This window comes from Roseateles sp. P5_E4 (genome assembly GCF_054049255.1).
On record NZ_JBFUMS010000004.1, the window covers coordinates 69,262 to 88,936 of the forward strand.

Below are 19,675 nucleotides of genomic sequence, written 5' to 3' on the forward strand. Positions count from 1 at the left end.
CTCTCTTAGAACTTGTACCGTGCGCCGATCATGATGCGACGGCCCAATTGGGTGACAGCACCCATCTGGTTCTCGTTGCGCATGTGCGTGCGGGTGTACTCGTCGGTCAGGTTGATGGCTTCGAACTGGAAGCGCAGTTGCGGCGTGAAGTTGTAGCCCAGGCTCACATCCAGCTGGCCGAAAGGCTCCACGTACAGCGGCTGGGCACCTTCCACGCCGCCGAAGTTCGCCGCCAGGAACTTGCCGCGCCAGTTGTAGGCCAAGCGAGCCGAGTAGGTCTCGTTCTCGAAGAAGCCCACCAGGTTGCCGGAATCCCCCAGGCCGACCAGCACGTCGGTCTGCGCGCCTCGCTTGTTGTTGTCGTAGCTGAGGTTGGAGCGCACCTTGGTGAAGTTGGCCGACACGCCGAAGCCGCTGTTGCCGAAGATGTGCTGGGCGTTCAGCTCGATGCCGTTGAGCTTGCTGGTGCGGGTGTTGTTGATGTAGGTACCCAGGTTGAACATCAGCAGGGGGTCGTTGGGTTGGGCGGTGATGGTGCCCAGCGACGTGCCGGGTGCGCCGGGGCTGACGCCCGGGGCCGTCGGGAAGTTCGCGAAGATGTACTTGCGAATGCACTCGGAATCGGCGCCGCAGCCGCCAGCCGTTGAGGCCTGGTTGTACATCGCGCTGCCGACCGGCGTGTGCAGGCCGAACAGATTGGTTCTGGTGATGACGGCCTCGTTGTAGTCCTTGAGGGACTTGCGGAAGTAGCTCGCCGCGACGTAGCTGCTCTTGGCGTAGTAGTGCTCGGCCGAGAAGTCGATGTTGCTCGACTTCAGCGGCTTCAGGTCGGGGTTGCCTACCGAGCCCGAGCCGCCATCAACACGGGCCAAGGGGTCCAGCCGCTGCCCGCCCTGGATGGCATTCCAGCCCGGGCGGCCGATGGTCTGGCCGTAGCTGACGCGCAGCTTGGTGTCGGCGGTCACGTCGGCGCTCAAGTCGATGGACGGCAGGAAATAGCCGTACTTGCCTTCGCGCGACGCGGAGCGGGTGCCGCTGAAGCTGATGGGGATTTCGTTGTTGGCAACCCAGGCCACCGACACCGGGATCTTCTCCGAAGACGGTGATTTCACCTTGGTGCGCTCATAACGGGCGCCGATGGCGGCCTCCATGGGCACGCCCCACTCCCAGGCCAGGTTGTACTGGCCGAAGGCAGCTTGCGATTTTTCCGTCGTGCGGTAGTCATCCTGCCAGTCGAACGAAGCCTTGAGCAGGGCGTCCGAGCCCAGGGACTTGATGGCCGCGGCGCGCAGGTCTTCGAAGTTGAAATAGAAGAACTGGTTGAACAGGCGCGAGTCGTTGGAACCCGGAATGCGGCTGAAGTACTTGCTGATCGAGTCGGCGTGCCAGATGTCGTCCGGCATGGCGGCGGGGCCACCCGCGGCGCCGCCGCCCCAGGTGTCGCGCTGCACGTTGGCGAAGGCCGAGCGGTTCTTCACTTCGGTCAGCGACAGGCCGAAGTCCAGGCTGCTGTCTTCGTTGATCTTCCAGTTGCCCTTGGTCTGCAGCTGGCTGACCTGGTTCTTCTGGTAGCTGTTGCCAAAGACCGAGCCCTGCAGTTCCTGCTTGGTCGGGTCCAGCGTCGCGCCCGCGATGCCCAGCACCGGGAACTTGTTGCTGAAGTCGACAAAGGTGTCGCCGCGGTTCAGCGAGGCGGTGCCCAGCGTCACGCTGGTGCCCAGCGGATCGTTGGCACCCGAGGTGGCGGTGGAGCGGTGGGCGTCGAGGTCAAAGCTCAGCGCGTCGGTGGCCTTCCACTTCAGGTTCAGGCCGAGCTGCTGGTTCTTGTTCTTGGTGCTGATCCGTGAGGCACCCATGGCCAAATCGGAGTTGGTCATGTGCTCGCCGTAGATGACAGGCGAAGAGGGCGAGCCTTGCTGGAATTCGCCGAACTGACCCCCGTAGTTGAACCACGCCGAGATGTCGTTGCGGCGCTGGCGGAACTTCTGCTCCGACATGACGAAGTCCAGCGTGCCGACGAGATCCTTGACAGGCTTGAACTGCAGCACGAGCTGGCCGTTCAGGCGCTCGCGGTGCACACCGGTGAACGAGTAGTTCAGGTTCTGCGGCACGCTGTAGATGGAGCCCACGGCCGGACGGTTCTTGATCTCGGTCGACGTCTTGGGCAGGCCACCCCACACGGCGTTCGGCCCGCTCCAGTCGTTGTCCTGGATGCCGTCAAAGGTCTTCCAGCCGCTGCTGACATTGGCCTGGGAGTAGCCGGAATCTCGCACTTGGTAGGTGCCCATCAGCGCGATGCCGAACGTGCCGTCGTTGGACTGCGTGCTGTAGATGCCGCTCAGTTCGGGCGTGGCGTTCTTACCCTGCTCTTCGCCAGGCAGGCGGCGGGCAGACTGGTCGCTCACCAGCTTCACGCCAACGCTGGCGACGGTTTCCTTGATGTCGAAGGGGCGCTGGGTGCGGACATTGATGGTCGCGCCCATGCCACCGGTCGGGCTGCTGGCGCGGCTGGTCTTGTAGACCTCCAGCGCTGCAACGCCATCGGAGGCGAGGTTGGAGAAGTCGAAGGAGCGCGAGCTGGGCGCACTGCCGTCCAGGCTGGCGCCAGGCATCTGGCGGCCGTTGAGCAGCACCAGGTTGAAGTCGGGGCCCATGCCGCGCACCGTGATGCGGGTGCCTTCGCCGTTGGCGCGATCGATGGACACGCCGCTGATGCGGCTCAGCGATTCAGCGAGGTTGGTGTCGGGGAACTTGCCGATGTCCTCGGCAACGATGCCATCCACCAGGCCCGAGGACGAGCGCTTCAGATTGACCGAGGTCTCCAGCGACTTGCGGATGCCGGTCACGATCACCGTTTCAAGCTGCGTCGTGCTGGCCAGCGCCTGGGGCACCGAAGTGGATGCCGTGGGGCCGGCGTTGGGATTGGCCGGGCCCTGGCCGGGGCCGCCTTGGGCCAGCGCGGCGCCGGTGAACAGCAGGCCGCTTGCGGCAGCGAGGTTTGTGAGGCGAAGGGCAGGGCGTAGCTGTCTCATTCACTTGTCTCCAGTAGTTGTGATCTTGTCGAGTGGTGCTCGATGACGAGCTGAAAGCGCTTTCAAGAATACGCGAATGGCAGCGCTTTCAACCTAGGCAACACCCTCGGTCTGCTGCTTCGCGGCAACGCAGGACGGGAGGTTGGCGGGGCTATCCCGCGCTGGCCCGATGTGACCGCTCCCATGGGAGCGGTGTGCAAATTGGGCGGGCGCTAAGGGTAGTTCTGGGTTGAAACGCAGCGAGCTGATGAAAGCAATGAAAGCGCTTTCAAATAATGATGCGTCTCGCCTCGAGGATCGGCCACATGGTTTACCCGAGCTGAACAACAGTCAGCCCCTCGCCCGGTCGCGCCACGCTGAACGCGGGCGCGCCCAAGCGGGGACCGCGCTGCGACTGAGCCGCAGCGCTTCGGCAGGCACATTACGTCCACTGGACGTGATGTGTCCGGCCTCAGCCCCCGAGGGGACGGCGATGCTTGCCGGATTGACCGGCAAGCACATCGCCTCACGCGGACCGGCTCGGGAGCGGCCCAGCGCTCGGCCCGCAAATGCCGATGCAGCTACCTTTGCATCCGGCGCGTGCTCTCACGCACGACGAGCTCGGGAGCGGGCAGTTGGGCCCTGGGTTTACCGCCACGCAGCATTTCGAGCATGGCGGTCGCGGCTTCCACCCCGATCTCGTAGACCGACTGGCGCACGGTGGTCAGCGGCGGCATGGCGTAGCGCGCCATGATGAGGTCGTCGAAACCAACGAGCGACACGTCGTCGGGCACGCGCAGGTTGCGCCGGTGCAGGCCCAGGCAGGCGCCGATGGCCATCTGGTCGTTGGAGGCGAACAGGGCCGTGAAATGAGCATCGCGTTCCAGCAGCCGCGTCACCGACAGCATGCCGCCGGCTTCGGTGTAGTCGCTTTGCACGATGAGATCCTGGTCGACGGCGATGCCGGCCGCGGCCAGCGCATCAAAGTAGCCGTTCTGGCGCTCTACGGCATCGTCGTGCATGAGGTCGCCAGCGATGAAGGCGATCTTGCGATGCCCCTGGTCGATCAGATGCTGGGTGGCCAGGCGCGCACCCTGGCGGTTGTCGAAGCTGAAGCTGAAGAGCTGGGGCCCGGATAGTTGGCGGCCGACGACGATGACGGGCAGGCTGTCCGACACCTTGGTCAGCTCGGCGTCCGAAATGCGGCCGGCCAGCACGATGACACCGTCGACACGGCGCGACAGCAGGGTCTCGATGGCCTTGCGCTCATCGTCCTCATGCCAGTTGCCGGACACGAACAGCGGCACATAGCCGGCGCGTTCCAGCTCGCGCTCGATGCCGAGCAGGGCTTCACCGTAGAACGGGCTGGAGATGATCTGCGTGACGACGCCGACGGAGAGAGTCCGCCCGCCGGCGAGGCCCCGTGCCACCGGGTTGGGCCGAAAGCCCAGCTCCTGGATGGCGGCCTGCACGGCGTCCTTCTTGGCCTGGCTGACCGCGGCCGTGCCGTTCAGGATGCGCGACACCGTGCTCGGCGACACGCCGGCCATTTCCGCCACCTGCTCCAGCGTGACGACGCCGTCGGGGCGGCTTGAAGGCGCTTTCTTGGCGGGAGTCTTGGCGTTCATCGGCAGTGGCGAAGGGAAGCCATGAGTGTAGGTGCCATGAAAAAGGGCCGCTGCTGCGGCCCTTTGGCGTGCCTTGGTGCGAAACGCGGATCAGAGTTTGGTGAACTTGATCCAGTTCAGATTCCATCCGCCCTGCTGCGCGAACACGCCGACGTTGTAGGTGCCGGCATTGATGTTCACCGTGTGCGAGATGGTCGTCCAGTTCTGCCAGCCGCCGGTGTTGGGCACGCCCAGCTGACCGAGCTGGATGCTGCCCGCGTTGAGGTCCAGCGACAGCGTGCCGCCGGCAGCGCTCGCCGCGCGGTACTCGACGCGGTAGCTGCCGCTGGTGGGGAAGGTCACGCTGTTGTAGGCCATCCAGTCATTGGTATCGATCCAGCCCACGTTCTGGCCACCCTCCGAGCAGGCTTCAAGCTGCACGCCGGCCTGCGCGCTGAAGGCCTCGGCTTCGATCTGGCGCGACCAGGCCGGGGCGGCCTTGGAGACGATGACGGAGGTGGCCCGATCGTTGAAGCCTTGGTCCACCAGGCAGCCGGTGTCGCCGGCCCGGGTCACGCTGGCACCGGTGAAGTTGTCGCCGTCGAACAGCTGCACCTGGTAGCCGGCATTCACGCGCAGCGACGACAGGTCGTTGTCCCGCACGCCGCGGGCCTGCAACTGCGCCAGCGTGTAGCTGCCCTCGGGCAGGGCGGCCGAATAGCCGGCGTAGTTGCAGTCCTGATAGACCGTCGCCACGCCGCCGGCTGCCGGCGCGTAGACGCGCACATAGTCGACGTACATCTTGGCCGGCAGGGCGGCCGTGTTGACGTTGAAACCCGGCCAGTTGCCGCCGACGGCGAAGTTCAGCAGCAGGAAGAAGTCCTTCTGGAATTCGTCGGTGCCATTGACGCCGTTGGCGATGTTGGCCTCGTGGTACTTGGTGCCATCCACATACCAGCGGATGGCATTGGCGTCCCATTCCACGGCGTAGACATGCCAGTCGGTCACGGTGGTGGCGATGTTGCCGCCGTACTGGGCGTACTGGCCGTTGTTGTCCTGCCAGTGGATGGTGCCGTAGACCTTCTGCTCGTCGTTGACGTGCTCCATCACGTCGATCTCACCGGAGGCCGGCCAGCCGACCTGCGGCAGGTTGGCCCCCAGCATCCAGAACGCCGGCCAGGCGCCCAGGAAGGCGGGCAGCTTCATGCGCGCCTCGATGCGACCGAACTTGAAGGTCTTGAGCCCCTGCGTCTTCATGCGCGCCGAGGTGTAGGCCATGCCGCCGAAGTCCTCGCGCTTGGCGGTGATGACCAGGGCGTTGTTCTCGATGGTGGCGTTTTCGCGCCGGTAGTACTGCAGTTCGTTGTTGCCCCAGCCGCCGGCGCCGGTCTCGAAGACCCAGTTCGGGCCGATGCTGCCGTTGAACTCGTCGCTCCAGACGAGTTGCCACTGGGCGTGGGCAAGGCCGGCAGCGGCCATCAGTAGGCCGGCCAGAACAGGCCGGACGAGGGATCGAAGCAGATTCATGAATGTCTCCAACAAGTGGTTGTGGTGCCCGTCGCCTGTGTCAGCGACTTGAAAGCGCTTTCAAGATTACGCGGACGAGCGCCCTGGCGGCAACACGGGCGTGTGCCAGAACTCAGGGACGGGTGGACCCGGGGGCGTGGCCGACCAAAAGGCGAGGTGGAGCCCGCAGCGACCGCCGCGGGCTCCGGTCAATGGATCAGGGCAGCGCGTTCAACGCATTGCGCACGCCGTTGGAGAAGGACTGCCCATCCGTCTTGTCCCAGTTGATAGACCAGGTCATGACGCCCTTCAGGGTCGGGTAGGCCACCGGCGGCTTGATGGCGCCGCATTGCGTCAGCTTGGTCAGGCAGTTCAGCGCCGCCGTGATGGTGGCGAGGCTGGCCTGGCCGCTGTTGGCCGACGACGGGCCCGACGGCAGGCCGAAGGCGACCTGGTCCGGCCGGATGCCGCGGAACACATACGGCCCGCTGCCGTTGTTGGTCGTGAAGCCCTCGATCAGCATGCGGCTGGCGGCCACCAGCATGTCGGTGCTGCCCTCGGCGAGTCCCTGCGTCGCATAGGGCGTGTAGACGGCGCCGTTGTTGTAGTACTGGACATGCAGCACCGAGAGTTCGTCGCGCAGGCCGTCGATGATGGGCAGGTAGGCGCCCCAGATGCCGCTGTTGGCGACGTAGCCGCCCTGCACATAGGGATGCTCCGGCGCCATCGACAGATAGAAGCTGCTGCCGATGCGGGCCTTCAGCTGCTTCACAGCGGTGACGAGGTTGGTGATGACCGGCGCGCCCGACGTGACGCCGGCGCCGCTCTCCAGATCGATGTCGATGCCGTCAAAGCCGTATTTGCGCAGGATGGCCTCGACGCTGTTGACGAAGTTGGTCACTTGGGTGGCGTTGGTCAGCGTGACCGTGCCGTTCTGGCCGCCGAAGGACAGCACGACCTTCTTGCCCTTGGCGCGCGCTGCGGCGATGTCGGCGATGAAGCGCGCTTCGCCGCCGGAGCCCGAGTCGAGGTTGAAGGTGATGCTGCCGTTGCCGCCGTCGTCGGCGAAGGCCACGACGATGACGTCATAGGCCGCCGGCACATCGCTGATCGGGAAGGTCGGGCCCGACGGGTTGGTGAAGTTGTGCCAGTAGCCGATGAGCTGGTGCTTGGCCGAAGGCGGTGCAGGCGTGGGAGAGGGTGCTGGCGCCGGTGTGGGCGCAGGGCTGAGGGCAGGCGTGGGTGCGGGTGTTGGAGCGGGCGCCGGTGCCGGTGAAGGGGCGGGCGAGGGCGCCGGGGCGCCGCTGACGATGGTCCAGGGCTGGCCGCTGCCGGCCGGGCCGTTGTGCGTGGATGGGTTGTCGCCCTGGGTCCACCAGTTGGCCTTGTAGTTCACGCCCTGATAGGACACGACGGCGCCGGCCGAATAGGCGGTGCTGGCGCTCCAGGTGCCGGCCGGTGCGGGGGCGGGCGTGGGAGCCGGTGCTGGTGCGGGTGCGGGTGCGGGTGCGGGTGTTGGCGCCGGCGTGGGTGCCGGTGAGGGCGCTGGGCCCGAGGCCGGGCCGATGTCCGTCCACAGCGAGGCATTGGTCGGGTTCCAGCCGGTGGATGCGTAGTCGGTCTGGTTGACGTTGGCCTTGTAGATGCGGCCGTTGTAGGCCACGACCGTGCCGGCCGTGTAATAGGTGTCGGCCTGCCAGGCCGGGTAGGTCTGGGCAAAGGCGGGGTTGCTCAGCAGCAGGGCACCAGCGAGCAGCCAGGGCGTGGCCGCGCGCGGCAAAGGTGGGCGCGAGATCATGGAAAGTCTCCGAAGGGGATGGAAAAGGCCGCCGCCCGGCAGACCGGTGCGGCGGCGATTCAGCTCAGGGGAGCTGCTTACTTCCAGGGCGCGTTCTGCAACGCCGGGTCGTCGACGAGATTGAGCAGGCCCGCGGCCTTCTTGCCGATGGAGCCCGGCGAGGCCAGGGCCGCGCTGCCGCAGCTGCCGCTCGCCGTCTTCAGGGCCTGCCACAGCATGGCGCCGTCACGCGGGTTCTTGTTGGCCAGCGTGCTGGTCGTCACCGCGTTCAGATAGCGCTCCACCGAATAGGCCTGGTTGATGTTGACGCCATAGCTGTTCTGCAGGATGACGGAGCCCGTGCACTGCGCGTCGGCGTTGTTGACCACCAGCTGCGCGCCAGACCAGCCTTCGGGTGCCGTCTCGAAGCCGATGGACACGATGGTGCTGGCCGGGAACAGCTGGCGGTACTGCTTCCAGGCGGTGACGCCGTCGAAGTGCTCGAAGCGGGCGTCGTACGTCATGATGTTGACGATGTTGAACGCCGTCTTCAGCGCCGGGTAGGCGTTGACGAGCAGGCGCTCGCCGCCGGCCTTGCCGCCCCAATAGCTGGTGCCCACGCCCGAGCATTGCGGGTCGCTGCCTGTGGAAGCGGTGCAGTCCGAGCCGGACGACCAGGCGGCCACCGTCAGGATGCGTCCGCCGCCGGCCAGGTCCACCGCCTTGCGCATGGCCTTCACCGCACCGGCGTAGGCGTCGGTGGTGATGCCGTCGACCTCGTAGTCCACGTCCAGGCCGTCGAAGCCGACGTCCTTCATCAGGTTGGACAGGGCCGTGATGGTCGGGCCGCTGCCCGCATGGCCTTCAGCCGACAAGGTGCCCCAGCTGTTGTAGGTGGCGCCACCCACGGCCAGGATGACCTTGATGTTGCGGGCGTGCAGCACATCGATGGCGGCCTTGATGTCCGAGGGCCGGCCGTTGAAGTTGATGCCCGTGCCCGACCAGTTGTTGGCCGCCATGCCGCCCCACGAGAAGTTGGGCTGGGCGAAGGCCGCCACCACATGGGTGTAGTTGGCCGGGATGCGCGCGAAGTTGCTGGCCACGAAGACCTGGTTCATCGTCATGCCAGTGGCATCGAACCAGTTGTCGCTCCAGCTCGGGTAGTAGACGGTGTAGGCGCGGCCGTTCTGGGTGGCGGACTTGGCGTTCGGGTCGCTCAGGCCGGGCGCCGGGGCAGGCGAGGGGGCCGGGCTGGGCGAGGGGCTCGGGGACGGCGAAGGCGAGGGACTCGGCGACGGGCTCGGGCTAGGCGCTGGGCCGGTCGTGCAGGCGCCTTGCGACGTCCAGGGTTGGCCGCTGCCGACCGGGCCGTTGTTGGTGGCCGGGTCATTGCCCTGGGTCCACCAGTTGGCCTTGTAGTTGGTCGTGCCCTTGCTGGCGATGGCGCCGCCGCTGTAGGCCGTGGTGCTGGACCACACAGGCGCGCAGGTGCCGGTGGGTGCCGGCGCGGGGCTGGGGGCGGGCGACGGGGCCGGCGTGGGAGCAGGCGTTGGCGCCGGTGTGGGGGCAGGGGTCGGAGCCGGCGAGGGCGCCGGGCCGGACGCGGGGCCGAGGTCGGTCCACAGCGAGGCGTTGGTCGGGTTCCAGCCGGTGGATGAGTAGTCGGTCTGGTTGACCAGGGCGCGGTAGTTGTGGCCCTGGTAGGTCACGACAGTGCCAGCCGTGTAGTAGACGTCGGGGGCCCAGGCGGGATAGGTCTGGGCCAGGGCCGCGGTGGCGCTGGCGCCGAGTGCGAAGGCGGTGGCGGTGATGGCGGCAAGGCGACGCAGTTGCTGCATCGGGATGCCGGTAGAGGGCTGCTTCATGAGAGACGTTCCTGTTATGCCAAGGTCTCGTTGAAAAGGAGAGTCCCAACGGGGCTCTCCGGCGGCTGGCCTGCCTCTCCGTGCAGGCTCTTTGGAGCTGGTTCTAACTGGTATGCATCCAGTTTGCGACTGCTACCACCTCTTGAATACCACTTTGCCACCAGTGATGTCGGCGTCACCGGTGGAAACCCGGAGTTCGGGTGACAAAACGTTGCTGTCGCGGGTTGGAAGCCTTCGTCTGAAGTGGCCCTAGGGTTTGTGCTGCTGGGGCGTCGCACCAGGTCGAAGCACAATCTTGAAAGCGCTTTCAAACCATGTTCGACTCCCATTCCCTCCACCGTCGCCACCTGCTCGCGGCCGCACTTGGCGGCGCTGCCGGCCTGAGCCACGCCAAGGAGCAGTCGCCACTGACCGTGGCCGCATTCCCACTGGTCGACGTCATCGCCAAGGATGTGCTCAAGGGCTGGAACCAGCGTCACCCCGAGATCCGCACCGAGGTCATCAGCCGCCAGTACGACGACCACCACACGGCGATGACGACAGCGCTATCGACCTCCGGCCACTTGCCCGACGTCATCGCGCTGGAGACGAGCTACCTCGGTCGCTTCTCGCTGGGCGCGGGGCTGGAGGATTTGTCGGCGCCGGCCTTTGGCGCCGAGCGCTTCAAGGACCGCTTCGTGTCCTTCGCCATCGAGACGGCGCGCAACCGCGAGGGTGCCATCGTGGCGCTGCCGACCGACATCGGCCCGGGCTCGCTGTTCTACCGCACCGACCTGTTGGCCCAGGCCGGGCTGAAGGAAACCGACCTGACGCAGTCCTGGGAGGCTTATGTCGACGCCGGCATGCAGCTCAAGGCCAAGACCGGCGCCTACCTGATCGGCGACGTGCGCCTGCTCAAGGACATCATCGTGCGCGGCGGCACGCCGCCGGGCGAGGGCCAGTTCTTCGACAATCACGGCCGGGCGCAGATCACGTCGCCGCGCTTCGTGCGAGCCTTCGAGCTGGCGCAGAAGGTGCGCCGCCAGAAGCTGGACGCGCGCGTCGAGGTCTGGTTCAACGACTGGGCCGAGATGCTCAAGCGCGGCCGCCTGGCCACCGAGCTGTCGGGCGGCTGGATGGCCGGCCAGATGGCCAACTGGGTGGCGCCCAACACGGCGGGCAAATGGCGCATCGCGCAGTTGCCGGAGGACACCTACTGCTCCTACGGCGGCACCTACTACGCCATCCCGCGCCGCTCGGCGCCCGAGCGCAAGCAGCTCGCCTGGCAACTGATCCAGGAGCTGACGCTGGACCGCCAGCGCCAGCTCGAGGCCTTCAAGTCGCAAGACGCCTTCCCGGCCCTGCTGGATGCGCAGCAGGACGCCTTCTTCGACCAGCCGGTACCCTTCCTGGGCGGCCAGCACGCACGCCTGCTGTGGCGCGACGCCGCGCGGCGCATCCCCGTCGTCAAGATGCACAAGCAGCACAAGTTCGCCGACGAGGTCATCAACGCCGAGCTCGACAACGTGCTCGAGTACGGCAAGCCCATCCACCAGGCATTGGAGGATGCTCAGGCGCTGTTGGTGCACAGGGCGAATCGGTGATGGTTGCTCGTTCGAACCGGGGTGTTTTGGCCAAGCCCAGCCGGGATTTCGTCCCGGCGGCCGACCTACTTTTTGCGCCGCCAAAAAGTAGGCAAAAAGCTCTCCCCTGCGAAACCGCCCCTGTCGGGGTCCCCTGCGATGCTCGAAGCCCGGGGCCGCGCCCAACTCACTTCGCTACGCTCCGTTCAAACAAAGGGGCGCGAAGTCAGAAGTTGATGCGAGCTGCGCTCGCGCCTCGGGCTCCTGCGCTTCTCGGCGGTTTAGAAGGGGAGGCCCCGAACAGCCACAACAGCCAAACCCGAAATCGGGCTGCCACTGGGCTGTTCAATCACACCCCCTTTGAGGCCGCCGAGGAGCGCAGGACTTCAAGCCCGTTCGCGCAGCGAACCTCAAGAACTGACTCGCGACGCTTGTTTGAGCAGAGCGTAGCGGCGCGAGTTCGGCGCGCGGGCTTGAAGTCCGACGCACTGAGGCAGGACCGAGCACAGCACCTGCGTGCTGTGCGACGCCTGACGAAGGACTTGCCGCTTGCAAGCGGCAAGGCACGCAGGGCAGCCCGCTGCGAAGCTAAGGGCCGGGCGGTTCGGGGGCGACTCTTTGCCTTCTTTCTGGTCGCTCAGAAAGAAGGTCGCCCGCCGGGGCGACGTCCCGGCATGGCCATCGGCATCAACCTCCGACAGCTCGCGGAGCGCTGACCTCATGCGCATCCCTGCCTCCTGGACGCCCTACCTCCTGGTCAGCCCCTTCCTGATCCTGTTCGCCGTGTTCGGCCTGTTCCCGCTGCTGTTCTCGGCCTGGCTGGCCTTCCAGTCCTGGGAGCCGACCAGCGGCATCGACTCGATGAAGTTTGTCGGCCTCGACAACTTCATCTTCGCGTTGACCGACGGCTGGTTCTGGAAGGCGCTGCGCAACACGTTGTGGCTGGCCTTCGCCTCCGGCGCGCCGCAGCATCTTGTGGCGCTGCCGCTGGCCGTCTTCCTGCACCAGGCCTTCGGCCGCTGGCGCGGCCTGTTCTCGGGTGCCTACTTTCTGCCCTACATCACATCCACGGTCGCCATCGCGATGCTGTTCGGTTCGCTGTTCTCGAACGACTACGGGCTGATCAACCAGGCCCTGCACGCGATGTTCGGCATGGAGAACATCAACTGGATGCGCTCCCCCGAGGCCATCAAGCCAGCCATCGCCCTCGTCGTGTTCTGGCGCTACGTCGGCTTCAACCTGGTGCTGTATCTCGCCGCGCTGCAGACCATCCCGAACGACCTCTACCAGGCCGCCAAGCTCGACGGCGCCAACGCCTGGCAGCAGTTCTGGCGCATCACCCTGCCCAGCCTCAAGCCCATGATCCTGTTCGGCGTCACCCTGTCCCTGATCGGCGGGCTGCAGCTGTTCGAGGAGCCCTTCATCCTGACCAATGGCAAGGGCGGTGCCGACCAGCAGGCCATGACGGTGGCCATGTACCTCTACCGCGAGGCCTTCGACTTCAGCGACTTCGGCGGCGCCAGTGCGCTGGCCTGGATCATGTTCGGCGTCATCGCGCTGCTGACCTGGCTGACCAACAAGGCCTTTGCGGACAGGCGGGTGCAGGCATGAAGAGGGTTCCGAAGTACGCGGCCTACGCGGTTGTCGGCGCTGGTGCGCTGATCATGCTGGCGCCGTTCTATTTCATGTTCGTGTTCGCGACCCAGTCGCGCACCGACATCTTCAACGTACCGCCGCCGCTGTTCTTCAGCACCGAGCTGCTCAACAACATCGCCGTGTTGACGACGCGCCTGCCGTTCTGGAAGAACGTCGGCTGGAGCCTCTACGTCGGCCTGATGTCCACGGCGCTGACGCTGCTGTTCTGCTCCATGGCCGGCTATGCCTTCGCGATGCTGGAGTTCCGCTTCAAGAAGGCGTTGTTCGCCCTCGTCATGGGGACCATGATGGTGCCCGCCTTCATGAACATGATTCCGACCTTCATGGTCATGGACACCCTGGGCTGGATAGACACCCACCGGGCCCTGTACCTGCCGGGTGCGGCCAGCGCCTTCGGCATCTTCCTGATGCGCCAGTTCGCGGCCAGCACGGTGCCGCACGAGCTGATCAACGCCGCGCGCATCGACGGCTGCAGCGAGGTGGGCATCTACTGGCGCATCGCGCTGCCGCTGATGAAGCCGGCGCTGGGCACGCTCGGCCTCATCACCTTCATCAGTTCATGGAACAACTTCATGAACCCGCTGATCGTCATGCGCACGGCCGAGAACTACACGCTGCCGCTGGCCCTGCGCAGCCTTTTCAGCACCACGAGCACCGAATGGGGCGCCCTGATGGCCGGCTCGGCCATCGCGACGTTGCCCCTGCTCGTCCTTTTCGTCATCTCGTCGCGCCAGCTCATCGCCGGCCTCACGGCGGGCGCCGTCAAATAAGAACAGTCCATGACTCCTCTGCACCGCCCTCTGCACCAGCAATTTCCGCCCAACTTTGTGTGGGGCGTCGCCACCAGCAGCTTCCAGATCGAAGGCGCCGCCCACGCGGACGGCAAGGGCGAGTCCATCTGGGACCGCTTCTGCAGGCAGCCCGGCGCTATTGCCGACGGCAGCAATGGCGAAGTGGCATGCGACCACTTCAACCGCCTCGACGAAGACCTCGACCTGATCGCGTCGCTGGGCGTCAACTGCTACCGCTTCTCCATCGCCTGGCCGCGCGTGCAGGCCAAGGGCTACGGCGACTTCAACCCCAAGGGCCTGGACTTCTACGAGCGCCTCGTCGACGGCCTCAAGGCACGCGGCATCCAGGCCTTCGCGACGCTGAACCACTGGGACCTGCCGCAGGGCCTGCAGGACCGCGGCGGCTGGAACGACCGCGATACGGTGCACCGCTTCGTCGACTACGCCCGCCATGTGCAGGCCCGCATCGGCGACCGCGTCGACGGCATCACCACGCACAACGAGCCCTGGGTCGTCGCCGTGCTGGGCAATGAGCAGGGCAACTTCGCGCCCGGCATCAAGAGCCGCAGAACAGCCATCCAGGTCTGCCACCACCTGCTGCTCAGCCACGGCCTGGCCCTGCAGGCGCTGCGGGCCGACGGCGCCAGGAGCCAGCTCGGCATCGTGCTCAACCTGTCGTCCACCGTGCCGGCCACCGCCATGCCCGAGGACGTCGCCGCCGCGGCCATGGCCGACGCCCGCAGCCGCCGCTGGTATGCCGACCCGCTGTTCAAGGGCAGCTATCCCGAGGAGGTGATGGCCGAGCTGGGTGGAGACGCGCCTGTCGTGCATGCCGGCGACATGGCCGCGATCGCCCAGCCGATGGACTACCTTGGCGTCAACTACTACACCCGCACCGTCGTGTCGGCCAGCGGCGCGGACTGGAAGCCCGAGGAGCGCGGCCTGCCGGTGTCGGACATGGGCTGGGAGATCTATGCCGACGGCCTGACCGACCTGCTCGTGCTGCTGCACCGCGACTACCCCGGCCTGCCGCCCGTCTACGTGACCGAGAACGGCGGTGCCTTCAAGGACGAGACCCTGGTGGGCGGCCGCGTGCAGGACGACGACCGCATTGCCTACCTGCGCGATCACATCGCGGCGGTAGCCAGCGCCATGCGGCAGGGGGTGCCCATGGCCGGCTACATGGTCTGGAGCCTGATGGACAACTTCGAATGGGCCAGCGGTTACCTGAAGCGCTTCGGTATCGTGCACGTCGACTACGAGACGCAAGCCCGCACGCCCAAGGCCAGCGCCGAGTGGTACCGCGACTTCCTGCGCGATTGGCGGGGATAGGCCCACCCCCTACCGGCTGCACCGGCCCCTCAAGGGGGCGTCGCCAGCGGCCTGGCAAAGCCAGTTCCGCGGCGCCCCTTGGGAAGGCACGACGCCTGACACGACAACTACGGAGACAAACATGAAACACATCACTCCCGCTCCCAGCCCCTGGCGCCATGTGCTGCCGGCCATCGCCTTCGTGCTGACAGCCTGCGGCGGTGGTGGCGGTTCGGCCACCGCTGCGCCGGCCCCCGCGCCCACCCCCGCGCCGGCCCCAGCGCCATCCAACAGCTGGACCCTGGTCTGGAGCGACGAGTTCGACGCTGCCGCCGGCACCGTGCCCAAGGCCGCCAACTGGAACTACGACATCGGCAACGCCGAGAACAGCGGCTGGGGCAACCACGAGTTTCAGTACTACACGTCCAACGCCCGCAACGCGCAGATGGACGGCAGCGGCATGCTCGTCATCACGGCCGAGAAGGCCAGCAACGCCGGCCCCTGCTGGAACGCCAAGCCCTGTGACTACACGTCGGCGCGCATCCACACCAATGGCAAGGTCGGCTTCACCTACGGCAAGGTCGAGGCGCGCATGAAGCTGCCGTCCGGCCAAGGCATCTGGCCGGCCTTCTGGGCGCTGGGCACCGACCTCGCGACGGCCGGCTGGCCGAAGTCCGGCGAGATCGACATCATGGAATTCATCGGCAAGACGCCAAACACCACCTACGGCACTCTGCATGGCCCCGGCTACTCGGGCGCCCAGGGCATTGGCAAGCCCTACGACTTCGGCAAGCCGGTGGCGGATGACTTCCACACCTACACCATCATCAAGCGGCCCAACGAGATCGTCTGGCAGGTCGACGGCGTCGACTATCACCGCCTGACGCCTGCGCTGCTGCCGGCCGGCGGCACCTGGGTGTTCGAGAAGCCCTTCTTCGTCATCCTCAACCTCGCTGTTGGTGGCGACTGGCCCGGCGCGCCGGACGCCACGACGCCGCTGCCGGCACAAATGAAGGTGGACTGGGTCAGGATCTACAAGGAGAACTGACCATGCGTCGTCTGCTTTGCGTCCTGACCCTGACCGGCGGCCTGCTCTGCGCTACGGCTGTCGCCCATGCCGTCGAAGTGAAAACCTCCTTCGGCAGCTTCAACGCTCCCGAGGGCGTGTCAGTGGTCAATCGCGAGGAGAAGCCCGACAAGGCCGGCAAGCCCACGGGGCTGGCGGTCTATTCGCGCACCGACGATCCCAAGGCCGTCTTCATCGTCTTGTGGAACTATGCCGAGCCCGATCCGGCCAAGCCCTACGACCCGCTGGACGGCGCGGTCAAGATCGGCAACCCCTTCGACAAGAAGCTGACCCGCGATGCCGCCAAGCCGGTGCTGGTGGGCGGCGTGGAAGGCGGACGCTACGAGGGCAAGCTGCCCAACGGCCTGCGGGCCGTCAGCTATGTGGCCGTGAAGGGGGGCTACCGCCTCATCGTGCTGTTGAAGGCGCCGCCGGACAGCCCTTACAAGGAGCTGTCCGACGCCTTCGCCCGGGGCGTCGAAGGGTTTGCCTGGGCGGTACCCCTGCCCGAGCGGGCGGCCTCGGCACCGTCGCAGTGAAGCGGTCACCTGGGCGCTGACGAACCGATTCTTGCGCCAGCGCGCAGCGAAGATGCGTAGCATGTCAGCGGCTTTTAGATCGCGCTGATCGTCCGCAGCCTTGCCCAGGCGGCCACGGCGAGACAGCCGACCCAGGAGGAACCGTGGTCGCCATCCGCCTGCCGCTGCGCATGCTTTGCACCGTCCTGGCTGCGATGGCCTTGGACGCCGGCGCCGCGGGCGCGCTGCCGTCCACCCTGCGGCTGGCCAGGCTGGATGGCGTGCCCGATCAGCGCATCGGCAGCGAAATCCTCAAAGTCGCCTACGCGCGGCTGGGCATCGAGCTGCAGTTCGTCGCCGTGCCGGCCCTGCGCTCGCTGCTTGAGTCCAGCGAGGGGCGTCTGGATGGCGAGGTCCAGCGCATCCTGAACGTCGAAGCGCGGTACCCGACGCTGCTGGCGGTCCGGCCCTCGATCAACTACATCGAGCCGGCCGCCTTCGTGAAGAAGCTGGATTTCAAGGTCCAGGGCTGGCCCTCCATTGCGGCCTACCAAGTCGGTATCGTGCGGGGCGTGGGTTCCTCCGAGGCGGGAACCCAAGGCATGGCCCGCGTGACGGCAGTTCCTTCGATGGAGGCCCTCATGCGCATGGTCGCCGCGGAGCGCATCGACGTGGCCGTCAACGACCGCCTGAGCGGCATGCTCATCCTTCAACAGCTGGGGCTGCAAGGCGAAGTGCACCCGCTCGATCCGCCGCTGCAGCACATCCCGCTTTACCACTTTCTGCATGTGCGGCATGCGGAGTTGCTGCCGCGGATCGAGGAAACCCTGCGCGGCATGGTGGCCAGCGGCGAGCTGGAGCAGATTCGCTCACGCGCGGCGAAAAGGATCGCCGAGGAGTACGAAAGGCGTGCCTTGCCCTGACGCCGCGCTCGTGCCGTCGTCCGCGGCGACACTGCGGTCGGTCCAGACGCCGATCCACCGCATGCCTTTCCCGCCGTTCCACCTCCGCCCCATCCCGACGCTCTGCCTAACCCTGTGCCTGTGCGCAGGCGGCGCCGCTGCCCAACTGCCCGAGCCCACCGAGCTGCGCCGCAATGACGCGCTGCTGACGCTCGAATACCAGACCGTCAAGGTGCCAGGCGACCAGTCCATCGACCTGCTGGGCTTTCACGCCTACCGCAAGCTGCTCGACGGCGTCTATGTGGGCGGCGGCTTCTATGCGCCGCTTGTCAGGGGTGCCTATGGCGGCTTCGTGGCCGCGGACCTGGGCCTGCACTTCAGGCGCCCGTTGGCCGGGCCGGTATTCGCGATGGCGGGCCTGTCGGCCGGCGGCGGCGGCGGCGGGCGCAGCGTCGAGCACAGCAAGCTGCTGTCGGGCAGCGGCGGCTTTGCCAAGGGCTATGCGGGCCTCGGCTATGACTTCGGCGAGTTCACGCTTGGCGCCACGGTCTCGCGCCTGAAGTTCCGCCAGGCCATCATCGACGGTACCCAGGCCAGCCTGCTGCTGGAGGTGCCCTTCAGCTACCTCACGGGGCCGTTCTCCGGCCACGGCCAGCCCTTGCCGGCCGTGGACGACCACCGTGCTGGCGCGGAGATGGGCGAGAACATGTTGACGCTGTCCCTGGACAACTACCGGCAGCAGGATCCCCAGGGGTCGAACAGGAACACGGTGCGGCTGGCCGACCTGCAGTACGCGCATTTCTTCGCCGCCGACAGCTATTGGTTCGCCGCCCTGGGCATGGGCTACAGCGGCCTGCCCCTGTACAACCAGTTGTTGGGCGGTGTGGGCCAGCGTTGGCGTCTCTCGCCCGACTTCACGCTGTACGGCCAGCTCGGCCTGGGCTCGGGCGGTTATTCATCGGACGTGATCGACACCAGCTCCGGCCTGCTGGTCTATCCCAAGCTGGCCGCTGAGTATTCGCTGACGCGCGACCTGGGTCTGGCGCTCTCTGTCGGATACATGACGGCACCCAAAGGCAGCTCGCGCAACCAGACCTGGGGCCTGAGCCTGACGCACCACTTGCGTTCCGGCCGCAGCGCCGAGGCACCCGGCCCGGCCCGTTGGCAGGGCCTGCGCCTGTCGGTGCTGCACCAGACGGACCTGCACCTGAGCTACCGGGACACCGACCGCCCCTCAGTGCAGATGCTGGGCCTGCAGCTCGACGTCCCCGTCGGCCAGCGCTGGTATCTGCCGCTGCAGGCTTCGGCGGCCTACAACGCCTATCTGGGCTACCCGGGCTATGCCGAGATCCTCGGCGGCGTGGGCGTGCAGACCCTGGCGGGGCCCGATGAGCGCCTGCAGGCCTTCGGCCAGCTGATGGCCGGTGCCAATGTGCACGGCAAGTCCGCCAAGGCCAGCGCGGGTGTGCGCTGGCTGCTGGATGAGCGGCTGGCCCTGAACTTCAGCGTCGGCCGCATCGAGGCGCGTAGCGCTGGCGGTGGCCGGTTCAAGGCCGACAACCTGGCGCTGGGGCTGGACTACCGCTTCTCCATTCCGACGCGTTGAGTGGCCGCTGGCCTCGCGCGCCGATGTGCTTGCCAGGAGCTCGCTAAGCAAATCTGAGGATGTCTTGTAGATCGGGTGAAATTAGCGTCGAGCACTTCAATGAATCGCGAGGTGCTGCAATGGACGCTGGAACTCTTCTCGCCGGCTGCGGTCTATCCGCTGTGCTCGGAGCTTTCGGTCAAGGCATGCGCGCTGTTGGCGGGCTCAAGAAGCAATTTGACGAGGCCCACGAAAAGGGCAAGAAGCTGGCCGACGTCTTCGAGGGTGTCGTCTTCGCGTTCTCGCTGTTTGTCGGTGTCGTTGCAGGTGTTGCTGCCTATCTGGGCATGATCTACGGCAGCAAGGATGGCGTCGACTGGGACAAGGGGACGTCAGTCCTCGGGATCATCGCGGCCGGTTATGCCGGCGCTGATTTCATCGAAAGCTTCGCTAAGAAATACCTTCCGAAGTAGCTGCTCCAGCGGTCTCGAGCGTTTGCCGCGCTCGCGTCATTTCGT

14 protein-coding genes are annotated in these 19,675 nt (G+C 66.5%); 9 read left to right on the plus strand and 5 right to left on the minus strand.

The genetic code is table 11. The features are described from left to right. Positions 1-5 precede the first annotated feature (5 nt). From ACXJLH_RS09365 to ACXJLH_RS09385, 5 genes are all read right to left on the minus strand, one after another. Entirely contained in the window at positions 6-3,032 is a 3,027-nt protein-coding gene (locus tag ACXJLH_RS09365; protein ID WP_457443656.1) for a TonB-dependent receptor, read from the minus strand. Positions 3,033-3,592: 560 nt separating this feature from the next. Next, positions 3,593-4,639: a LacI family DNA-binding transcriptional regulator gene (locus tag ACXJLH_RS09370; protein WP_056193606.1), complete on the minus strand. Its 1,047-nt coding sequence runs from the start codon at positions 4,637-4,639 to the stop codon at positions 3,593-3,595. Between the two features lie 90 nt (positions 4,640-4,729). After that, a complete protein-coding gene (locus ACXJLH_RS09375) occupies positions 4,730-6,145 on the minus strand; it encodes a carbohydrate-binding protein (protein ID WP_457443658.1) in 1,416 nt (471 codons plus the stop codon). Between the two features lie 196 nt (positions 6,146-6,341). Continuing rightward, positions 6,342-7,922: a chitinase gene (locus ACXJLH_RS09380; protein ID WP_457443660.1), complete on the minus strand. Its 1,581-nt coding sequence runs from the start codon at positions 7,920-7,922 to the stop codon at positions 6,342-6,344. Positions 7,923-7,999: 77 nt separating this feature from the next. Further along, on the minus strand, positions 8,000-9,766 hold the full coding sequence (locus tag ACXJLH_RS09385) for a glycosyl hydrolase family 18 protein (protein WP_457443662.1): 1,767 nt from the start codon (positions 9,764-9,766) through the stop codon (positions 8,000-8,002). Positions 9,767-10,080: 314 nt separating this feature from the next. On the opposite strand from ACXJLH_RS09385, the gene ACXJLH_RS09390 reads away from it, so the two are divergent. The 9 genes from ACXJLH_RS09390 to ACXJLH_RS09430 all read left to right on the plus strand — a co-directional run bounded on the left by ACXJLH_RS09390 (position 10,081) and on the right by ACXJLH_RS09430 (position 19,630). Continuing rightward, a complete protein-coding gene (locus tag ACXJLH_RS09390; protein WP_457443664.1) occupies positions 10,081-11,349 on the plus strand; it encodes an ABC transporter substrate-binding protein in 1,269 nt (422 codons plus the stop codon). Between the two features lie 699 nt (positions 11,350-12,048). After that, positions 12,049-12,939 (plus strand): carbohydrate ABC transporter permease, encoded by an 891-nt coding sequence (locus tag ACXJLH_RS09395; RefSeq protein WP_457321295.1) that lies wholly within the window; start codon positions 12,049-12,051, stop codon positions 12,937-12,939. Further along, positions 12,936-13,754, plus strand: coding sequence for a carbohydrate ABC transporter permease (locus ACXJLH_RS09400; RefSeq protein ID WP_457321293.1), 819 nt, complete (start codon positions 12,936-12,938; stop codon positions 13,752-13,754). Before ACXJLH_RS09395 ends, ACXJLH_RS09400 begins: the two co-directional genes overlap by 4 nt. Positions 13,755-13,763: 9 nt before the next feature. Further along, the gene (locus tag ACXJLH_RS09405; RefSeq protein ID WP_457443666.1) at positions 13,764-15,107 is read left to right on the plus strand and encodes a GH1 family beta-glucosidase; all 1,344 of its coding nucleotides are present in this window, start codon (positions 13,764-13,766) and stop codon (positions 15,105-15,107) included. A gap of 121 nt (positions 15,108-15,228) precedes the next feature. Then, positions 15,229-16,134: a glycoside hydrolase family 16 protein gene (locus ACXJLH_RS09410; RefSeq protein ID WP_457351787.1), complete on the plus strand. Its 906-nt coding sequence runs from the start codon at positions 15,229-15,231 to the stop codon at positions 16,132-16,134. A gap of 2 nt (positions 16,135-16,136) precedes the next feature. Continuing rightward, positions 16,137-16,691: a hypothetical protein gene (locus tag ACXJLH_RS09415; RefSeq protein ID WP_457443668.1), complete on the plus strand. Its 555-nt coding sequence runs from the start codon at positions 16,137-16,139 to the stop codon at positions 16,689-16,691. A 200-nt stretch (positions 16,692-16,891) separates the two neighbouring features. Beyond that, complete coding sequence (locus ACXJLH_RS09420; protein ID WP_457443670.1) at positions 16,892-17,593, plus strand: substrate-binding periplasmic protein; 702 nt, start codon at positions 16,892-16,894, stop codon at positions 17,591-17,593. Between the two features lie 61 nt (positions 17,594-17,654). Beyond that, positions 17,655-19,178 carry a hypothetical protein gene (locus ACXJLH_RS09425; protein ID WP_457443672.1) on the plus strand — a complete coding sequence of 508 codons (1,524 nt, stop codon included), beginning with the start codon at positions 17,655-17,657 and terminating at the stop codon, positions 19,176-19,178. Positions 19,179-19,297: 119 nt separating this feature from the next. Next, positions 19,298-19,630, plus strand: a complete 333-nt coding sequence (locus ACXJLH_RS09430; protein WP_457324472.1) for a hypothetical protein — start codon at positions 19,298-19,300, stop codon at positions 19,628-19,630. The last annotated feature ends 45 nt before the right edge of the window (positions 19,631-19,675 follow it).

What these genes read in the sequence shown, in the direction of transcription:
- ACXJLH_RS09400 (WP_457321293.1), top strand. Translation starts at nt 12,936, where the DNA reads ATGAAGAGGGTTCCGAAGTACGCGGCCTACGCGGTTGTCGGCGCTGGT.
- ACXJLH_RS09405 (WP_457443666.1), top strand. Translation starts at nt 13,764, where the DNA reads ATGACTCCTCTGCACCGCCCTCTGCACCAGCAATTTCCGCCCAACTTT.
- ACXJLH_RS09365 (WP_457443656.1), bottom strand. Translation starts at nt 3,032, where the DNA reads ATGAGACAGCTACGCCCTGCCCTTCGCCTCACAAACCTCGCTGCCGCA.
- ACXJLH_RS09430 (WP_457324472.1), top strand. Translation starts at nt 19,298, where the DNA reads ATGGACGCTGGAACTCTTCTCGCCGGCTGCGGTCTATCCGCTGTGCTC.
- ACXJLH_RS09380 (WP_457443660.1), bottom strand. Translation starts at nt 7,922, where the DNA reads ATGATCTCGCGCCCACCTTTGCCGCGCGCGGCCACGCCCTGGCTGCTC.
- ACXJLH_RS09395 (WP_457321295.1), top strand. Translation starts at nt 12,049, where the DNA reads ATGCGCATCCCTGCCTCCTGGACGCCCTACCTCCTGGTCAGCCCCTTC.
- ACXJLH_RS09390 (WP_457443664.1), top strand. Translation starts at nt 10,081, where the DNA reads ATGTTCGACTCCCATTCCCTCCACCGTCGCCACCTGCTCGCGGCCGCA.
- ACXJLH_RS09410 (WP_457351787.1), top strand. Translation starts at nt 15,229, where the DNA reads ATGAAACACATCACTCCCGCTCCCAGCCCCTGGCGCCATGTGCTGCCG.
- ACXJLH_RS09375 (WP_457443658.1), bottom strand. Translation starts at nt 6,145, where the DNA reads ATGAATCTGCTTCGATCCCTCGTCCGGCCTGTTCTGGCCGGCCTACTG.
- ACXJLH_RS09385 (WP_457443662.1), bottom strand. Translation starts at nt 9,766, where the DNA reads ATGAAGCAGCCCTCTACCGGCATCCCGATGCAGCAACTGCGTCGCCTT.
- ACXJLH_RS09370 (WP_056193606.1), bottom strand. Translation starts at nt 4,639, where the DNA reads ATGAACGCCAAGACTCCCGCCAAGAAAGCGCCTTCAAGCCGCCCCGAC.
- ACXJLH_RS09425 (WP_457443672.1), top strand. Translation starts at nt 17,655, where the DNA reads ATGCCTTTCCCGCCGTTCCACCTCCGCCCCATCCCGACGCTCTGCCTA.
- ACXJLH_RS09415 (WP_457443668.1), top strand. Translation starts at nt 16,137, where the DNA reads ATGCGTCGTCTGCTTTGCGTCCTGACCCTGACCGGCGGCCTGCTCTGC.